Origin of the sequence: Microvirga vignae, assembly GCF_001017175.1 — a bacterium.
Classification (GTDB): Bacteria; Pseudomonadota; Alphaproteobacteria; order Rhizobiales; family Beijerinckiaceae; genus Microvirga; species Microvirga vignae.
Window position 1 is genome coordinate 145,422 of sequence record NZ_LCYG01000037.1, and the last position, 16,377, is coordinate 161,798.

Genomic DNA, 16,377 nt, shown 5'->3' on the forward strand with positions numbered 1-16,377 from the left:
CATGATGAATTCTTGAATTAGGCAATCTTGAGTTGCTCTTGTCTTTTATGTTGGGAAGGCAGCGTCACACACGCCCCTTCCGGAAAGGTTGTCAGCTCTCCTGACAAAGTCCAACTCTTCGGATCAATGGTTTCCTTAGGCGTGCGCACCACCGCATCGGGACCGCAGGTGACGCTTCCGAAATCAGGATCCTGAACAACGATGACACCGTTGTTACGCTCCTCAGCCGAGAGGCCTGCGAAGCGCTGGCCGAAGGCGGTCAGACTGCCTTCGGCGGCGATATCGGAGAGGCGCACGAGCCAACGGCCCACATGCCCGGGCAAACGAACCTCGCATCCGGCGGTCGGGCCCTTCGTCACTTTTTCAAGCGGGCCGCTCGCGACGAGCAGGCATAAACCCTCGCCGGACCGGACGAGGATCCGGTTGCCTTCATGGATCACCTCATCCATCTCGGCTTCAGGCAACCAGGCATGGGTGAAGTCCGGCTGCGTAGGATGAGCCTTGAAATCCACCACCGCCAGAGAGCGGTACTGGTGAACGCGCGGCACCGTTCCGCAGCCGCCCCAATAAGACGGACGACCATAGCCGCTATGGATCACCTCGCCCGGATGGTTGATCCAGATCTGCGCTTCCGGCTTGTCGCCAAGGCGCAGATGCAGAAGGGTTTCCTGATAACCCCATTCACCCCAGCGATAGGCGGCGATACTGCCCAGCGCGAAATCCTTCGATTTGAAATGATAGAGCGAAGCGATGCCGTTTTCGCCCTGCTTATAGCGCCATTCATAGGCTCCGGCGCCCTTATGATCGGCAATGGCGGCAAGGCTCGGGTCGATTGTCAGGCCGTGCTCAGCAAAGCACAGGGCAAGCTGCGGCAGTGCATGGAAGCGGCGGCCGAGAGATCCCTTACCGAAGGCAAGATAAGACATGCCCGACAATTCGAGCGTGCGCCCCGGACGCAGCGTGTGCTCGTAGCTGCGGCCCTGTGAGGCCGTCATCATGCCGTGATGGCTCGACAGGGCCATGATTTCGAGAAGACGCCGGATGGCGGCACCGGAGCGTTCGCGAATGCTGGCATCGGGCGATAGCGCGTAGAGCGCACAGAGGCCCTTGAGGTCGATCGGGAAATAGGGCGCCGAGTTCCACTCGGCCATCTCGCAGGCTTCGAAGTGCGTCAGCCATTCGAGGAGGCGCTGCCGGCCGATCTCGGCCTGCTCGCGCCCCTTGCGGCCGGAGCGCCTGAAGGTCGTGTCGGGATAGAGCGTTCCGGCAAGGTGGCAGGCTGTGTGGAACAGGAGCGCGTGGTTCTCGCTGAAGTACCACATCACGTCGTTGCCGGGCTCGTCCATCCAGTAGCGGAAGCGGAGGATGACGTCGTCCATGCGCGCCCGCGTCTCGGGCGAAATCCGCTCCGGGCAGGAAATGCGCGACCAGAGGAGTGGAACGAGCAGGAAGTCCGCGCAATCGTGGCAATCGCCGATGATTGGCAGGCAGGATTCGATGATGCGATCCGTCTCCGGTCCGCCGCGATTGAGAGCGAGTCGCGCCAGCACAGTGACCATGTCGCGCTCGCCGTGCTCGGCCACATGGTCGAGCACGGCAAGCGCCCGCGCCTTGATATCGGCGGAAGCGGGAGGCTGCCTGTCGAGGTGGCAGATCTCGACACCCAGCACGCGTGTCGCCACGAAATCGCCGTCGCGCAGGGTGATGTCGAAATGCCGGAAATCGGCGGGGAGCTCGCTCGTGTCGGCGATGGCGATGCGGGTGGCGCCCGCAGGCAGCTTCTTATGGAATTCGAGCCTGCCTTCCGTCGACATGAAGTCGCCGCGCACCTCCACATGGACGTCGAGCGCGCTCGTTGCGGGATTGTCGAAGACGATGGCGACCTCGCCACGGCCATAGGACGGCTTCTCGAAGCGCATACCCTCCAACATCCTCTCGACCGCAGCCGCCCGCGCACCGTCGATGGGGCACGGCATGGCCTCCGACAGCCCCTCGCCCGCGATGAGCTCAAGGCTGAAATAATAGCGCGCATCGCGCTCGCAGAGATCGGCGAACCAGACCCGCAGCTCGTTCTTGCCCGATTTCAGCGGCACCTCGATCTCGGCGCGCTCCTCGAAGTTGCGCTGATAACGGGTGAGTTCCGCCACTCGGCTTCCGTTGACCTCCAGGAAGGCACCGCCGCAGGTGGCAAAGCTGAAACGCGCCACCTGATCACACGGGCTGTCGATGGTCGTGCGCGCCCAGCACTCGACGCGCGTAGCCCGGAACCAGAAGCCCGACAGATCCACGCGCGGCGAGCCGAAAGGCAGCCAGACGCGAGTCGGCTCGAAGCTCGTGACCGGCTTGGGACTCTTTCCGCGATAGACCTCGATGAAATCCGTGCGGCAGGCATATTGATGCGGGATGAAGTTGCGGTCCTTTGTCAGAAAGAAGAAGGCATCCATCTTCCCTTCCATGGTTCGGTCCGGGACGTCGTAGCGCTCCTCGTGCACGTCGCCGAGCTGCCAATGGCCGACCGCCTGGCCGGCTTTGAGAGCATGTGTCAGATACATCGCGTTCGCCATCGCCATTCTTACCGCAGAGTGCTCACCGGCACCGGATCGACATCGGTGTATTCCTGGTTTTCGCCGGTCATGCTCCAGACGAAGGCGTACGGCCCTGTGCCAGCGCCCATATGGATCGACCATGCCGGAGAAAGGATCGCATCGCCGTCCGCCACAATGAGGTGGCGTGTCTCTTCCGGACGTCCCATCAGGTGAATGACACGGTCCTCAGGCGCCATGCCGAAATAGACATACGCCTCCATGCGCCGCTCGTGCAGATGCGGCGGCATGGTGTTCCACACGCTGCCATGAGCAAGATCGGTGATGCCCATGAGAAGAAGTGCAGAGGGCGCGACTTCCGGATGGATGTACATGCGCAGCGAACGCTTGTTCGAACGCTTCTCCTCACCAAGCTCCAGCGGCTTCGCCTCAGCCTTCGTGATCAACCGGTGCGGATAATCCACCTGCGAGGGAACGGAGGTCATGTAGAAGCGTGCGGGATTGGCAGCATCGGCGCTCGACAGGGTCAGGCGCTCTGCGCCGCATCCCACATAGAGAATGTCCCGGTTGTCGAGATCGAAGCTCTTCCCATCCACCTCGATACGGCCCCGCCCGCCGAGATTGGCAATGCCCATCTCACGATACGACAACAGGTGCGGCGTGCCGATGGGAGCGCCCTCACCGAAGGCGACATTTTTTTCCACCGGCACGGAGCCGCCGAGAATCATGCGGTCGATGTGGGTGTAGACGAGACGGACGTTGTCCTTCGGGAACAATCGATCGACGAGAAAGGTCGAGCGCAGGTCTTCCGTCGATAAAGAACCAATTGTGTCAGGCCCCGCTCCATAGCGAACCTCGATCATGCAGAGGACTCCTGTTGAGCATCATTCATATGGCGGACGGCCTCCGCCAGAAGCAGAATGGCGAGAGCCTGGCCGTAAGCCGTCGGCTGGATGGGGATATCGCGGTAGAATTGCAGATCTCGTCCCATGCGCGTGCCGTAGGAGACGTTCTGCAGCGTGCCGTTCTCGTCGATGTTGTCGAGCACGTAGTCCAAGGCGCGAAGTCCCGCCTGGCGTGCATCCTCTCCCAGGACGCCAAGACGTGCAGCTTTCAGGAGGCCGTAGCCGAGACCGGCTGTCGCAGAGGCCTCCAGATAAGAAGACCGATCGTCGATCAGCGTATGCCAAGCGCCGCTGCGATCCTGATGGCGCAGGAGAGACTTGGCCTGGGCGCGCAGGCAACCGAGGAGATAATCCTTCACGCCACCTTCGACACCGCCGAGTTCGATGAAATCGAGAAGCCCGGCCGTGATCCAGGCATTGCCCCGGGCCCAGCGTGCCCGCGCGAAATTGTGCCGCCCGTCGAAGGTCCAGCCATGGAACCACAGGCCGGTTTCCGTATCGGTCAGGTAATGCGCATGCAGCAGGAACTGTCTCACCGATTCCTGAGCGAGATCGTCGCGGCCTGACGCTCGGCCGTAACTCGCCAGGAAGAGACACACCATGAAAAGCGTGTCGTCCCACAACTCCCCCGGGTTCAGGCCATCCGAGACAATATGCTGAAAGCCATCTTCCTCCGTGCGGGGAAGCTCGTTCATCGCGAGATTCGCCCAATGCTCAAGCGGCGCACGCCAGCGCTCCTCGCCGGTCTTGTCCCAGAGCATGGACAGGCCGAGCATGGGGGCAGTGGTGTTCACGTTGAGCTTCGGCAGGCCTTTCCCGAGTTGACGCTCGTACCAGGCCTCGATCAGGCGGCGATGCTCGTCGTTGCCGGTAAACTCCCAATACCGGACCAGACCATAAAGGCCTACGCCCTGGGGCCATTCCCAACCGTCGAAGCTGATGTAATCGCCGGGGGTGCCGTCAAGATTCGGCTCATCGAATGTCCCGTCATGGCGCAAGGCCACCATGCCTGCGACGAGACGATCGAGCTGGCGCGTGAGACGCCCTCTCTCCCTCATTTGCGCTGCCTCCCGGGCATCTGTTGTTGTTGAGAGGATTTTTCATCAGCTGCAAAGATTGCGCAACATGAAAATTTTTTGCAGTATCTCCGCCATGCCCAAGAAATCCGCTCCCCCCTCGAAAATCCTTGCGCGCAACCGGCTGCGTGACATTGCTCTTGCCTGTGATGTCTCCATCAGCAGCGTGTCGCGTGCTTTGGCGGGTCAAAAAGGGGTCCGTGAGGATGTCCGCCAACGGATCTTCGAGGCGGCAAGGAACGCGCGATATCCCCTCCCCAACATGGTGCAGGGGGCGCGGATTGCGGTCTTTGCCAGCAAGGCCGCCATGACGGATTACAGCCGTACTCAGTTCACCTGGCATGTCCTGGAAGGGTTGAAATCTGCCGCTGCGTCACGAGAGATCGAAGTGTCCCTGATCCCGCTACCCGACCCGGAGGAGGGTCAGATCGCGCTGATGGATGCTCTCACTAGCCAAGATATTCTCGGCGTGCTCCTGCTGACGATTGACGACATGCAGGTGATGGCTCGGATTCAGGAGAGCGGCAAAGCTGCGGTTCTCATCAACAGCGACGATCCGCTGATGCGAATCTCAAGTGTCAGCCCATGCAATCGGTCAGCAACACGCATGGCTTGCGATTACCTCATCGGCTTGGGTCACGAGCGCATCGGCTTCGTCATGCGGCCTGGTCGTCCTACCATCCGACGCCGTCTCGAAGGCTGGCGCGACGCCCTGTTGGAACACGGCCTGCCCTGCCCTGATGAGAACGTGATCAGCGTAGAGGACTGGACGCCGGAATGCGCTGAGCGTGCCGTCGGTGAGCGCCTCGACAAAGGCCAGCTCGACGTGACCGCATTGCTTTGTGCGGCCGACAGTCTCGCGCTGGGAGCCCTCTCGGCGTTGAAAGCGCGTCAGATCGCATGCCCGGAAGAGATATCGGTTATGGGAATCGACAATCTGCCGATTTCAGATCTTCTCACCCCGCGCCTGACCACCATGCACATCCCGGCCCGCGAGTTGGGCGAGACCGCTGTTGAGATGTTGATCGAGCTCTCGACCCAGGGGCAACGCGTCGTGCGCCGGACAGAGCTCGCTTGCCGCCTGATTGAACGGGATTCCACCGCGTCAGTAGCTCATGGAATTGCGTGACCCACGCACCACGCTTCAGCGCCTTTCATGAAGGCAGGAGCGTCCAGGCAGCTTCAAGCGTATCTGGTCCACTGAGAGGAAATGGATCAAAAACGCTTTGATCCGGGATTCATAGGAATAAGGCACCTGCACTTCATGAGTGCCCGGTGTTCCCTGGTTGAGCAGACATTCGGACTTCCTTTCGGGGTGTGCCCGAAGGCCTAACGAGCGGACCAGCGCTACTTCTGCTCTGTGACAGAAGCCGACTTTGGCTCAGGGTCCGATTCCAGCTTGGTAACGATGTGCATGTTTCGCGAGGTCCTATCCTCGCGTAGGATCAAAAGGCTTTTCTCCTGGATCGCTATCTCACAGGACGGTCATTCCGGCGCTCAAGTTCGACAAGCAGACCGCTGTGATCGAGATCGCCCGCATTTTCGATGAGCCCCCGAAACAGATCTGCAGTAAGCGCCGTATAAGGCACGTCCTGAAGAGAAAGCCGCTCCGCCGCGTCGAGTGCGTTATCGAGGTCTTTCAGGTGAGTGACCGAGCGTCCCTTGGTGACGAAATCACGCTCGACCATCCGCTGACCGTGAAGATCCAAGATACGGCTCTCGGCGAAGCCTCCCCGGAGAGCTTCGCGAACCTTGGCAGGGTCAGCTCCTCCACGCTCAGCCAGCAGGAGCGCCTCGGCAACGGCTCCGATGGTGACACCAACGATAATTTGATTAGCGAGCTTCGCAAGCTGGCCCGCCCCGTGCGGCCCGACATGAACAGGCCGGCCCATGACCTCCAGGACCGGCTTTACGCGCGAGAAGGCCTCCGCGTCGCCGCCAGCCATGATCGCCAGAGTGCCCTGCTCCGCTCCGACGGTCCCACCTGAAACCGGCGCATCGATGTGGTGGACGCCACGCTCGGCGAGAAGCTTTGCATGATCCTGTGCCTCCGCGGGCTTGATCGAGCTCATGTCGACCAGGATGGTGCCCGGCCGCAAGGCCTCCGCGACTCCCTGCGCGAACAGCACGTCGGTTACGATACCGCCATTCTCCAGCATGAGAACAACGATCTCCACATCTCGGACCGCATCGGGCGCAGCATCCATGACGCGGGCGCCTAAAGGGGCAAGCACCTCGGCTTTTTCCCGCGAACGGTTCCAGACGGTCAAGTCATACCCGGCCTCGAGCAGCCGCCGGGCCTGGCGCGATCCCATAAGGCCAATGCCGAGGAATGCCACGGCAGCTGAACTAGATGGCGTCATCACACACTCCTTCCACCTTGGGCCTGACAGGCAAGTGAGCCCGGAACGTTGCACTCACGCCGCCACGGATGACGTCTTCGGCCGCGCCAGCCTGCTGGCCAGGGTACTCAGAGCGGGACCGAACGCGAGAGCCAAGCCGATTACCATGAGGGTTGCCACGAGGCCATTCGACCAGAAAATCGAAAGTGAGCCCTTCGACATGATCATCGACTGCCGGAAGGCATCCTCAGCCTTGTCGCCGAGCACCATCGCCAGCACGAGTGGGGCGATCGGATAATCCAGTTTCTTGAACAGATAGCCCGCCACACCGAAGAGCAGCGCCAACCACAGATCAAACGGACGTCCCGCGACGGTATAGGCGCCGATAAAGCACACGATCACGATGATCGGGCCAATGATCGCGAACGGAATCCGCAGGATGGATGCAAAGAGCGGAATTGTTGCAAGCACCATGAGCACGGCCACAATGTTGCCCAGATACATGCTGGCGATCAGGCCCCACACGAAATCGGGACGCTCGATGAACAGCATCGGCCCTGGATTGAGCCCCCAGATCATCAGGCCGCCCATCATCACGGCAGCCGTCGCGGAACCAGGAACGCCAAGGGCCAGCATCGGCAGGATGGCGCTGCTGCCCGCCGCGTGGTCCGCCGTTTCCGGAGCCACAACGCCCTCGGGCTCGCCATGCCCGAAGGCATCCTTGCGGCGTGACAGGCGCTTGGCCAGACCATAGCTCATGAACGAGGCAGCAGTCGGCCCGCCTGGGGTGATGCCCATCCAGCAGCCGATGGCACTGCTCCGCAGAAGGGTCATCCAATAACGAGGTAAAGTGGCAATGGTCTTGACGACATCACGGGCCCTGACGCGAACTTTGATACCATCGAAGTGAAGTCCTTCCTCCATGGTGAGCACAAGCTCGCCGATACCGAAGAGGCCGATGACGGCAATGAGGAAGCTGATGCCCGACAGAAGTTCGTTGAACCCGAAAGTCAGGCGTAAGCCCCCCGATACCGTATCCATGCCCACTGCAGCGAAAGCAAAGCCAAGTCCCATGGACACGATGGTCTTGAAGGGAGACGCAGCCCCAAGTCCGACGAAGCTGGCGAATGCCAGGAAGTAGACTGCAAAATATTCCGGCGAACTGAACCGGAGAGCGAACTTGGCCACCCAGCTCGACAGAATGGTGATCAGGATCACGCCCATCAGAGCGCCGAACCCGGCGGACAGGAATGCGAGAGTCAGCGCCTGGGCCGCCTGCCCCTGCCTTGCCATCGGGTAACCGTCGAACGTCGTGGCGACCGATGAAGGCTCACCCGGAATGTTGAAGAGGATCGAGGTGGTCGATCCCCCGAACAGCGCGCCCCAGTACATGCTGGTGAGAAGAATGATGGCGGCAACCGGATCCATCGTGAAGGTCAGCGGCAACAACAGCGAAACGCCATTCGGCGCTCCGAGTCCTGGAAGAACGCCAACGAGGATGCCGAGCAGAACGCCGATCATCATCAACGTGACATGATAAGTCGTCAGCGCGACACCGAAACCATGAAGGAGTGATGCGAAATTTTCCACGGCCTGTCTCCGTCGGGATGGAAGGCTAATAGAGGCCTAGAGCGGCTTCGAGAGGACCCTTCAGCAAAGGCACCTGGAATCCGACTTCGAGAACGAGATAAAAGACCACGGCGGCACCGATGCCCGAAGCGGCCGACGTGATGAGACGGTACTTTCCCTGCACGCGCATGACGAAGGTGAGATAGAGAGCCGCAGCCACATAGAGGCCGAGCAGCCGTGCAATCACCACGAAGGCAACCATAGGAATGAGGAACGAAGCGACACGCACCGCTTGCTCACGATCGAGAAAGACCGACTGCAACCCATGCCGGTGGGTGATGGTCTGAAATAAATTTCCGGCACTTGCCGCAACGACGAGAAGGCCGATGTAGAAAGGAAACGCGCCCGGCTCGGGCCCTGCATCTCCCCAGCCGATACCGAATTCGAGAGCACCGATCACCGCGGTAAGTCCCAAGCCCGCGGTGAGTGTCGCAGTCGCGATTTCAGCCGAAAAACGATTGATCATGGCGTTCGCTCCGCTCCGATGACTGCAGCATGAGGTTGGCCGGTGCAGGTTCGCCTGCACCGGCCCATGGGATGACCGCCCCATCAGCGAACGATCCAGCCTTCCTGCTCGAACACCTTGCGGTTCTTGGCATCGTCCGATGCGATGAACTTCTTCAGCTCTTCGCCTGCCAGGAAACGGTTGGTCTGGGAGGTACGGTCGATGTACTCTTTCCACTCCGGCGTCGCGCTCACTTTCTTGAGCACGTCCGCGTAATACGCGACAGCCTCGGAGGGAACGCCGGCCGGCAGCCACACGGTGCGCGGCATCTGGAACTGGTCGATCGGAATACCGGCTTCCTTACAGGTCGGAATATCGGCCCAGCCCATAGCCGCAGTGACCTTGGGGCCCTCCTGCAGGCGCGTCGGGCTGAACACACAGAGCGGCTTCACCGCTCCGGCCTTCCACTGTCCGGCATTTTCATTCGGGTTGTTGGTGTTCGAGTCGATGTGCCCACCGGCCAGCTGCACGCCCGCGGCACCGCCGCCTTGGAACGGCACATAGATGAACTTCGCACCGGTCGCGGACTGGATCAGGCTGGTGAGCGTTTGATCGGTGTCCTTCGACTGACTGCCGCCCATCTTGAAGCTCTCGGGCTTCGCCTTCACGGCTTCGATATAGCTCTTGGCATCCTGGTATGGGGAGGTCGCATTGACCCAGAGCAGGAACTCGTCGAGAGCCATGGCTGCAACCGGAGTCAGCTCATCCGGCTTGTAGGCGAGCTTCGCGACATAAGGCAGAAGGTATTCGTTATTAGTGCCGAAAGTGAGCTTGTGAGGGTCGCCTGCAGCAACCTTCGCATAGAGATATCCTTCCGCCCCGCTGCCGCCGCCCTTGTTTGTGACGACGATCGACTGGTCCATCAAGTTGTGCTTCGAGATGATCGATTGCACGACACGGGCGAAATTGTCCGTACCGCCCCCGGGGCTCGATGTGACAACGAACTCCACTGGCTTTGTCGGCTTCCAGTCAGCATGTGCCATTCCGCCGAATGTGACTGCGATGGCACTTGCGACCAACCATGACGTCTTCTTGATCATCGTTCTTCCTCCCTTTGGGTTTTACCAACCGATGGCGTCGGCTTTTGGAACTGGAATTTCAGGAATTCACGGCCTTGGCGTATTCCGTGTCGACCTCATTGACCCGGCGCGCGCGCACTTCGGCACCCATCTGGATTGCCAGGGAGAGCGCCGCGTTGCTTGCACCGAGATTTGCAATGCCCCGTCCGGCGATTTCGTATGCCGTTCCGTGAGCGGGAGTGCAGATGGGGAACGGGAAACCGCCGATGAGCGTGACGCCACGGTCGAAGCCCATCAGCTTCATGGCGATCTGCCCCTGATCGTGGTACATGGTCAGAACCGCATCGAAGTCGCCGTTCTTGGCCCGCAGGAAAACCGTATCCGACGGAAATGGCCCATCTACGGCAAAACCTTGAGCAATCGCCTTGCGGACAGCCGGCTCGATCACCTCGATTTCCTCACGACCGAAGTTGCCACCATCGCCCGCATGCGGATTGAGACCCGCCACGGCAATGCGCGGCGGATTGAAGCCGGCCGCACGCATGCATTGATCCGCCAGCGTCAGCGATCTCAGGATCGACTGCTCGGAGACGGCTGATGCCACTTGCGACAGAGGAATATGCGACGTGACGCGGGCATTCCAGAGCTTGCCGAGCACATTGAACTCGCTTGCCGCTTCAGATGTCTTGAGCACATCGCGCACGAAGCGGATCTCGTCGTCGTAACCTTCGTATGCGAGGCGCATGGCCTTCTTGTTGAAGGGCGTGAAGAACACGGCATCGGCACGTCCGGATTGGGCCAGCAGCAGGGCCCGCCGGAAGTTCTCAGTCGCAAACAGGCCACCTTCGAGAGTCGCGGTGGCAGGTGTGACCTGATCCGGGCTGAGGTTCTTCAAGTCGATGAAGACAGGCCTGGAGGCATGCTCCGAAATTTCATCTTCCGAGGAGACGACCTCCACATCGACACCGACGCCTGCAATCTTGGCGCCCTGCTCCAGGATCCGAAGATCGCCAAAGAGCACCAGATTTGCGCCGCGGCGGAATTCGTCGGCCGCGATGAGCTTGGCGGCCAGTTCCGGGCTGATCCCTGCCGGATCTCCCATGGCGAAGGCAATCGTTGGTCTGACTGTCTTTGTCGGGGACGAATAAGCGCTCACAGCAACCTCTTCCTTGATAACGCAAGGACAGTACCAGCCCATAATTCAGCACGCAAGCATGCTGCATGCAGAATTTTGTTTGCGAACACTCAGCACTAAGTCTATAAGGATGCTGGCAGGGAGTTGGGCCTCTGGGCGAATGGACAGCTCGAAAATGGATGAGACCGTGACAATTGGAACATCAGGCCAGCTGATCGAGGAGCTCGACGGGCGCGGTCCCATCGCCCGCCCAAGTCTGCACGACGCGATCGTAACGCGTGTGCGCGATATGATCATCGAAGGCGAACTTCCCGCAGGCAGCCGGATTCACGAGGGCAATCTCGGCAAGACCCTCGGTGTGTCGCGAACGCCCCTGCGGGAGGCTCTGAAGTTTCTCGCCAGCGAGGGGCTGGTCGAGTTGTCTCCCGGCCGAGGGGCGGTGGTCAGGCAATTCACCGCCAAGGACGTCCATGACAGTCTCGTCGTTCTCGCCGACCTTGAGGGGCTGGCGGGGCGCCTTGCCTGCGAGCACGCATCCGACGACGAGATCCGGGAAGTTCGTGAGCTGCACGACCGCATGGTCGACCTGTACGAGAAGCGGGATCGCCTGCCCTACTTCAAGCTCAACCAAAGCATTCACTCGGCCATCCTCCGCCTCTCCAAGAACGAGGCGCTGGGCTATGTGCACGGCATTCTGCAGGCCCGCCTGAGGCGAATCCGCTATATCGGCAACGAAGGCCCGGAAAAATGGGCCGCTGCCGTGGCCGACCACGAAGAGATCATCGGCGCCTTGGAGGCGCGGGATGCCGACCGCCTGTCCGAGGCGCTGACCATTCACATGGAAAGAACCTGGGAGCGCGTGCGACACGCCGTCTGAGAACGACGGCACTCCACTGACCGATCCGCATTCCCCACGCAACTCCAAAGGCCCTGCCGTGAGTGATGAGAGCCACCTTCGCGAGTCGATTTGCCGATTTGGTCGTTCCCTGTTCGAGCGCGGCCTCACGGCAGGATCATCCGGCAACATCTCGGTTCGATTGAGTGATGGAGGCTGGCTGACGACGCCGACCAACAGCTCCCTCGGTTTTCTCGATCCGGCCCGGCTGAGTCGCCTCGATGTGAATGGCCGTCTCGTTTCGGGCGATACACCCACCAAGGAACTGCCGCTCCATACGGCTCTCTATGCAACCCGCCAGGATGCCGGCGCGATTGTCCATCTGCACTCCACCCACTCGGTTGCAGTCTCGATGCTTCCGGACGTGGACCCGGCCAATGCCCTTCCGCCGATGACCGCTTATTATGTAATGCGTGTCGGAAGAACCGCCCTCGTGCCCTACTATCGCCCGGGCGACCCCGCCGTTGCGGATGCTATTCGCGGGCTCGCGGGACGCTACAGCGCAGTCCTTCTCGCCAACCACGGTCCGGTCGTGGCCGGAAAGGACTTGGAAGCGGCCGTCTATGCGACGGAAGAGTTGGAGGAAACCGCGAAGCTCCTCCTTCTTCTGCACGGCCTGAACCCTCGCCTGCTGACCCGTGCACAGGTCAGGGACCTCGTCACGCATTTCAAGCTGGACGAGGCCATCGCCGAGGACGCTCACGATCACGCCTCCTGTTCCGATCCTCATGGCTGCTCCCACACAGGTAAATGATCAATGCCTCGTTTCTCGGCTAATCTCGGTTTTCTGTTTTCCGACCTCCCGGAGCCAGAGCGAATTGCCGCCGCCGCTGCGGCTGGCTTCAAAGCCGTGGAGATGCATTGGCCTTATCAGGTACCTGCCTCGGAGATGCGTGATGCCCTCGCACGAAGCAAGGTGACGATGCTGGGATTGAATACCCCTGTGGGGAATGCGGCCGCAGGCGATTTCGGTCTAGGAGCCCTGCCGGGTCGAGAAAGCGAATTTCAACAGGCCGTGGATCAGGCCCTTTCCTATGGATCCGCGATTGGCGCTTCCGCCGTTCACTGTATGGCCGGAATTGTCCCGGCAGACGAGTTCGCAGCCGAGCGCACATTTATCGGCAATCTGCGTGTCGCGGCCGACAAGGCCGCACAGGCCGGGCTGGCCATCTTGATCGAGCCCATCAATCATCGGGACAAGCCGGGCTATTTCCTTCATCGCGTCGAGCAGGCCGCATCGATCATCGAGCAGGTCGGCCGCGGCAATGTCAGGATCATGTTCGACTGCTATCACACGCAGATCATGCAGGGCGATCTGACGCAGCGGCTGAGGACCTATCTCGAGCTCATCGGACACGTGCAGATCGCAGCGGTGCCAACGCGCGCCGAACCGGACGGAGGTGAAATCAACTATCTCGACATATGCCGAACCCTCGACGGCCTCGGGTACGCCGGCTGGATTGGAGCGGAGTACAAGCCGCGAGGGAGAACAGAGGATGGTCTGAGCTGGCTCTCAGCCTGGTCGGACGATCACGTCACCGTCAATCAGACTGGAACGAAGCCATGAAGCTCGGATGTATTGCGGATGATCTGACCGGGGCAACGGATCTTGCCCTCATGCTGTCTCGCGAGGGCCTCCGCACGGTTCAGACAATCGGCGTCCCGGACCCCGATCTCAATTTGTCGGACGCGGATGCCGTCGTCGTGGCTCTCAAGTCCAGAACCATCCCCGCGCAGGAGGCAATCGAGCAGTCATTGGCAGCCGCCGAAGCCCTGCTGAAAGTCGGCGCACGCAATCTGTTCTTCAAATACTGTTCCACCTTCGACTCCACGGACGAAGGCAATATCGGGCCGGTGACCGAGGCGCTTCTCGCCTTCACGGGCAGCGACTTCACCCTCGCCTGCCCTGCTTTTCCGGCCAATGGCCGCACGGTCTACAAAGGCCACCTGTTCGTCAACGGCGTGCCGCTGCACGAGAGCAGCATGAAGGACCATCCGCTGACGCCGATGCAGGATTCCAATCTCGTCCGGGTTCTTCAACGGCAGACCAAACTTTCGGTCGGTCTCGTGACCTTCGAGGATATCGAGGCAGGTCCGGATGCGATCCGCTCGGCCTTCGAGCGGGAGAAAGCCGCGGGACATCAGATCGTCATCGTCGACGCACTGACCGACGACCACCTGCGGGCGATCGGTCTCGCGGCAGCCGACCTGCCTCTCATCACTGGCGGATCGGGCGTCGCCATGGGCCTTCCTGCCGCTTACCGGGCGAGCGGTGCTTCGGCTCTCTCGCCCCGTGACGAAGGCTTCGATGCTCCTGCCGGGCGTGAAATCATTCTGGCGGGTTCGTGCTCGAGTGCGACGAGACGGCAGGTCGAGATCGCCATCGAACGCGGGATACCGGCCCTCCGCCTCGACCCCATGGACCTGGCGTCGGGCAAGGTCACGTCGCAAACGGCTCTCGCATGGCTGGCCGCCCAGCCTGCGAACGGGCCGGTCCTGATCTATTCCACCGCCTCGCCGGACGATGTGCAGGACGTCCAACGCAGGCTCGGTCGCATGAACGCGGGCGAGATCGTCGAGGCGACTCTTGCCGAGATCGCTCAAGCTCTTCCGGAACTCGGCTTCACACGCCTGATCGTCGCCGGAGGCGAGACGTCGGGAGCCGTCGTCAAGGCTCTCTCCGTTGACGCACTCACGATCGGTCCCGAGATCGATCCGGGCGTTCCATGGACGCGCTCTCTTGCGGGCGCCGATCTCGCGCTCGCACTCAAATCCGGCAATTTCGGAGCTCCGGACTTCTTCCTGAAGGCCTGGTCGATGCTTCGGTGAAGCCCCTCGAGCAACCCTTTCAGGTTTGCCCACACACTAGAACCACGCCGACGGCGCCTTGCGCTTGGGGCAGGAGGAACGCGCCATGAACTATCACACCTATTACTCAAAGGCCGACCAGCCCGTGGAGACCTGCGTCGTCGGCACAGGCGGGTTCGGACAGAGCTTCCTCGCCCAGGCCCAGCGCGTTCCGCTGATGAACGCACGGATTGCCGTCGATCTGACGGCTGAGAGCGCCGCATCAGGTCTGAAAGCTGCAGGTATCGAGCCGCGCAACGTTCAAATCTGCACATCGCAAAGCGACGCAAAAGCCGCCTGGGACCGGGGAGACTACATCGCAGCGGGCGATCTCGCCGTCGTGGTCGAACTCCCGATCGATGTTGTCGTCGAGGCAACCGGACAGCCCATTGCGGCAGCCCGTCACGCCCTCATCGCCATCGAGGCCGGAAAGCATCTTGCGCTCGTGACGAAGGAGCTCGATAGCGTGGTTGGACCGGGGCTCAAGGCGCTTGCGGCAGACCAGAGCAAGATCGTCACGACCGTGGACGGCGATCAGCCGAGCCTGCTCATCGGTCTCGCCACATGGGCGGAGGTGATGGGTTTCGATATCGTCGCCGCAGGAAAATCGAGCGAGTATGACTTCGTCTTCGATCCCACCTTGTGCCAAGTGAGCAGCAACGGGCGCGTCGCGGGAGACATCAACCTCACACCGTATTGGGAGCTGGGGACGCGCGCCGTGGACGATATCTTGAGCGCACGACATGCAGCCCTCGCGGCCTTTCCGCAGCGAGCCGTTCCGGACCTGTGCGAACTCCTGGTTGTCGCGAACGCCACCGGCCTGCAGCCCGACCGCATGGATCTTCATGCTCCGCTCGCCAGAACCAACGAAGTACCGACGATCTTTTCAGAGCGGCGATCGGGCGGCATTCTCACAGGTGCACGGCGCCTTGATGTGTTCCACTGCCTGCGCAGGCCCGATGAGATCAGTTTTGCGGGTGGCGTCTTTGTCGTGATCCGGTGCGAGGATGCCAGGAGCTGGGACATGCTGGCCCAGAAGGGACATATTGTCAGCCGGACCGGGGAAACCGCGATGGCGTATCTGCCCCGTCATCTCCTGGGTCTTGAGGCCGCTACCAGCATTCTCGACGCCACCATTCATCGCGTCTCCGGCTACGGCGACGACTACCAGCCGCGCTACGAATTGATTGCGGTTGCAACGGAAGACCTTCCTGCAGGAACGCTGCTGACCATGGGAGGACACCACCACACGATTTCCGGCGTCACGGCCGAATTCAGGCCCGCTGGGCCGCTGACTTCCGAGGCGCCGGCACCGTTCTATCTAGCTGCAGATTGCAGGTTGGCGACCTCCATCAGGAAGGGGGAGGAAATCCGCGTCGGCCAGTTGGAGCTGCCGGGAGACTCGCCCCTGCTCTCGCTGCGCCGCATTCAGGATGCACGCTTCTTCCGCCGCTGATTTCGGCCACGCCCCAGAGCACAAA

At 61.2% G+C, this 16,377-nt stretch carries 14 protein-coding genes; 6 read left to right on the forward strand and 8 right to left on the reverse strand.

The window, feature by feature from the left end:
• Positions 1-17: 17 nt before the first annotated feature.
• The 3 genes from AA309_RS15400 to bglB are packed head-to-tail and all read right to left on the reverse strand — an operon-like array spanning position 18 to position 4,506.
• The gene (locus AA309_RS15400) at positions 18-2,570 is read right to left on the reverse strand and encodes a hypothetical protein (RefSeq protein WP_052954748.1); all 2,553 of its coding nucleotides are present in this window, start codon (positions 2,568-2,570) and stop codon (positions 18-20) included.
• 2 nt (positions 2,571-2,572) lie between these two features.
• Positions 2,573-3,406, reverse strand: a complete 834-nt coding sequence (kduI, locus tag AA309_RS15405; RefSeq protein WP_047189900.1) for a 5-dehydro-4-deoxy-D-glucuronate isomerase — start codon at positions 3,404-3,406, stop codon at positions 2,573-2,575.
• Positions 3,403-4,506, reverse strand: coding sequence for a beta-galactosidase BglB (gene bglB / locus AA309_RS15410; protein ID WP_047189901.1), 1,104 nt, complete (start codon positions 4,504-4,506; stop codon positions 3,403-3,405). The genes kduI and bglB overlap by 4 nt, the downstream gene beginning before the upstream one ends.
• Positions 4,507-4,600: 94 nt before the next feature.
• Between bglB and AA309_RS15415 the strand changes: the two genes are divergently transcribed.
• Positions 4,601-5,653: a LacI family DNA-binding transcriptional regulator gene (locus AA309_RS15415; protein ID WP_047189902.1), complete on the forward strand. Its 1,053-nt coding sequence runs from the start codon at positions 4,601-4,603 to the stop codon at positions 5,651-5,653.
• A 340-nt stretch (positions 5,654-5,993) separates the two neighbouring features.
• Here AA309_RS15415 and AA309_RS15420 read toward each other — a convergent pair whose 3' ends face one another.
• From AA309_RS15420 to AA309_RS15440, 5 genes are all read right to left on the reverse strand, one after another.
• On the reverse strand, positions 5,994-6,887 hold the full coding sequence (locus AA309_RS15420; protein ID WP_047189903.1) for an NAD(P)-dependent oxidoreductase: 894 nt from the start codon (positions 6,885-6,887) through the stop codon (positions 5,994-5,996).
• 54 nt (positions 6,888-6,941) lie between these two features.
• On the reverse strand, positions 6,942-8,456 hold the full coding sequence (locus tag AA309_RS15425) for a tripartite tricarboxylate transporter permease (RefSeq protein WP_047189904.1): 1,515 nt from the start codon (positions 8,454-8,456) through the stop codon (positions 6,942-6,944).
• 25 nt (positions 8,457-8,481) lie between these two features.
• Complete coding sequence (locus tag AA309_RS15430) at positions 8,482-8,961, reverse strand: tripartite tricarboxylate transporter TctB family protein (RefSeq protein WP_047189905.1); 480 nt, start codon at positions 8,959-8,961, stop codon at positions 8,482-8,484.
• Positions 8,962-9,044: 83 nt separating this feature from the next.
• Positions 9,045-10,040, reverse strand: a complete 996-nt coding sequence (locus AA309_RS15435) for a Bug family tripartite tricarboxylate transporter substrate binding protein (RefSeq protein ID WP_084731275.1) — start codon at positions 10,038-10,040, stop codon at positions 9,045-9,047.
• A gap of 58 nt (positions 10,041-10,098) precedes the next feature.
• Positions 10,099-11,121: a 4-hydroxythreonine-4-phosphate dehydrogenase PdxA gene (locus AA309_RS15440; protein ID WP_047189948.1), complete on the reverse strand. Its 1,023-nt coding sequence runs from the start codon at positions 11,119-11,121 to the stop codon at positions 10,099-10,101.
• A 208-nt stretch (positions 11,122-11,329) separates the two neighbouring features.
• Here AA309_RS15440 and AA309_RS15445 point away from each other — a divergent pair, with 208 nt between their 5' ends.
• The 5 genes from AA309_RS15445 (at position 11,330) to AA309_RS15465 (ending at position 16,352) form a co-directional block, all read left to right on the forward strand.
• The gene (locus AA309_RS15445) at positions 11,330-12,031 is read left to right on the forward strand and encodes a GntR family transcriptional regulator (protein ID WP_047189949.1); all 702 of its coding nucleotides are present in this window, start codon (positions 11,330-11,332) and stop codon (positions 12,029-12,031) included.
• Between the two features lie 58 nt (positions 12,032-12,089).
• Entirely contained in the window at positions 12,090-12,803 is a 714-nt protein-coding gene (gene otnC / locus AA309_RS15450; RefSeq protein ID WP_047189906.1) for a 3-oxo-tetronate 4-phosphate decarboxylase, read from the forward strand.
• A gap of 3 nt (positions 12,804-12,806) precedes the next feature.
• Positions 12,807-13,616 carry a hydroxypyruvate isomerase family protein gene (locus AA309_RS15455; RefSeq protein WP_047189907.1) on the forward strand — a complete coding sequence of 270 codons (810 nt, stop codon included), beginning with the start codon at positions 12,807-12,809 and terminating at the stop codon, positions 13,614-13,616.
• Positions 13,613-14,878, forward strand: a complete 1,266-nt coding sequence (gene otnK, locus AA309_RS15460) for a 3-oxo-tetronate kinase (protein WP_047189908.1) — start codon at positions 13,613-13,615, stop codon at positions 14,876-14,878. Before AA309_RS15455 ends, otnK begins: the two co-directional genes overlap by 4 nt.
• 85 nt (positions 14,879-14,963) lie before the next feature.
• Entirely contained in the window at positions 14,964-16,352 is a 1,389-nt protein-coding gene (locus AA309_RS15465; protein WP_047189909.1) for an NAD(P)H-dependent oxidoreductase, read from the forward strand.
• Positions 16,353-16,377: the final 25 nt, after the last annotated feature.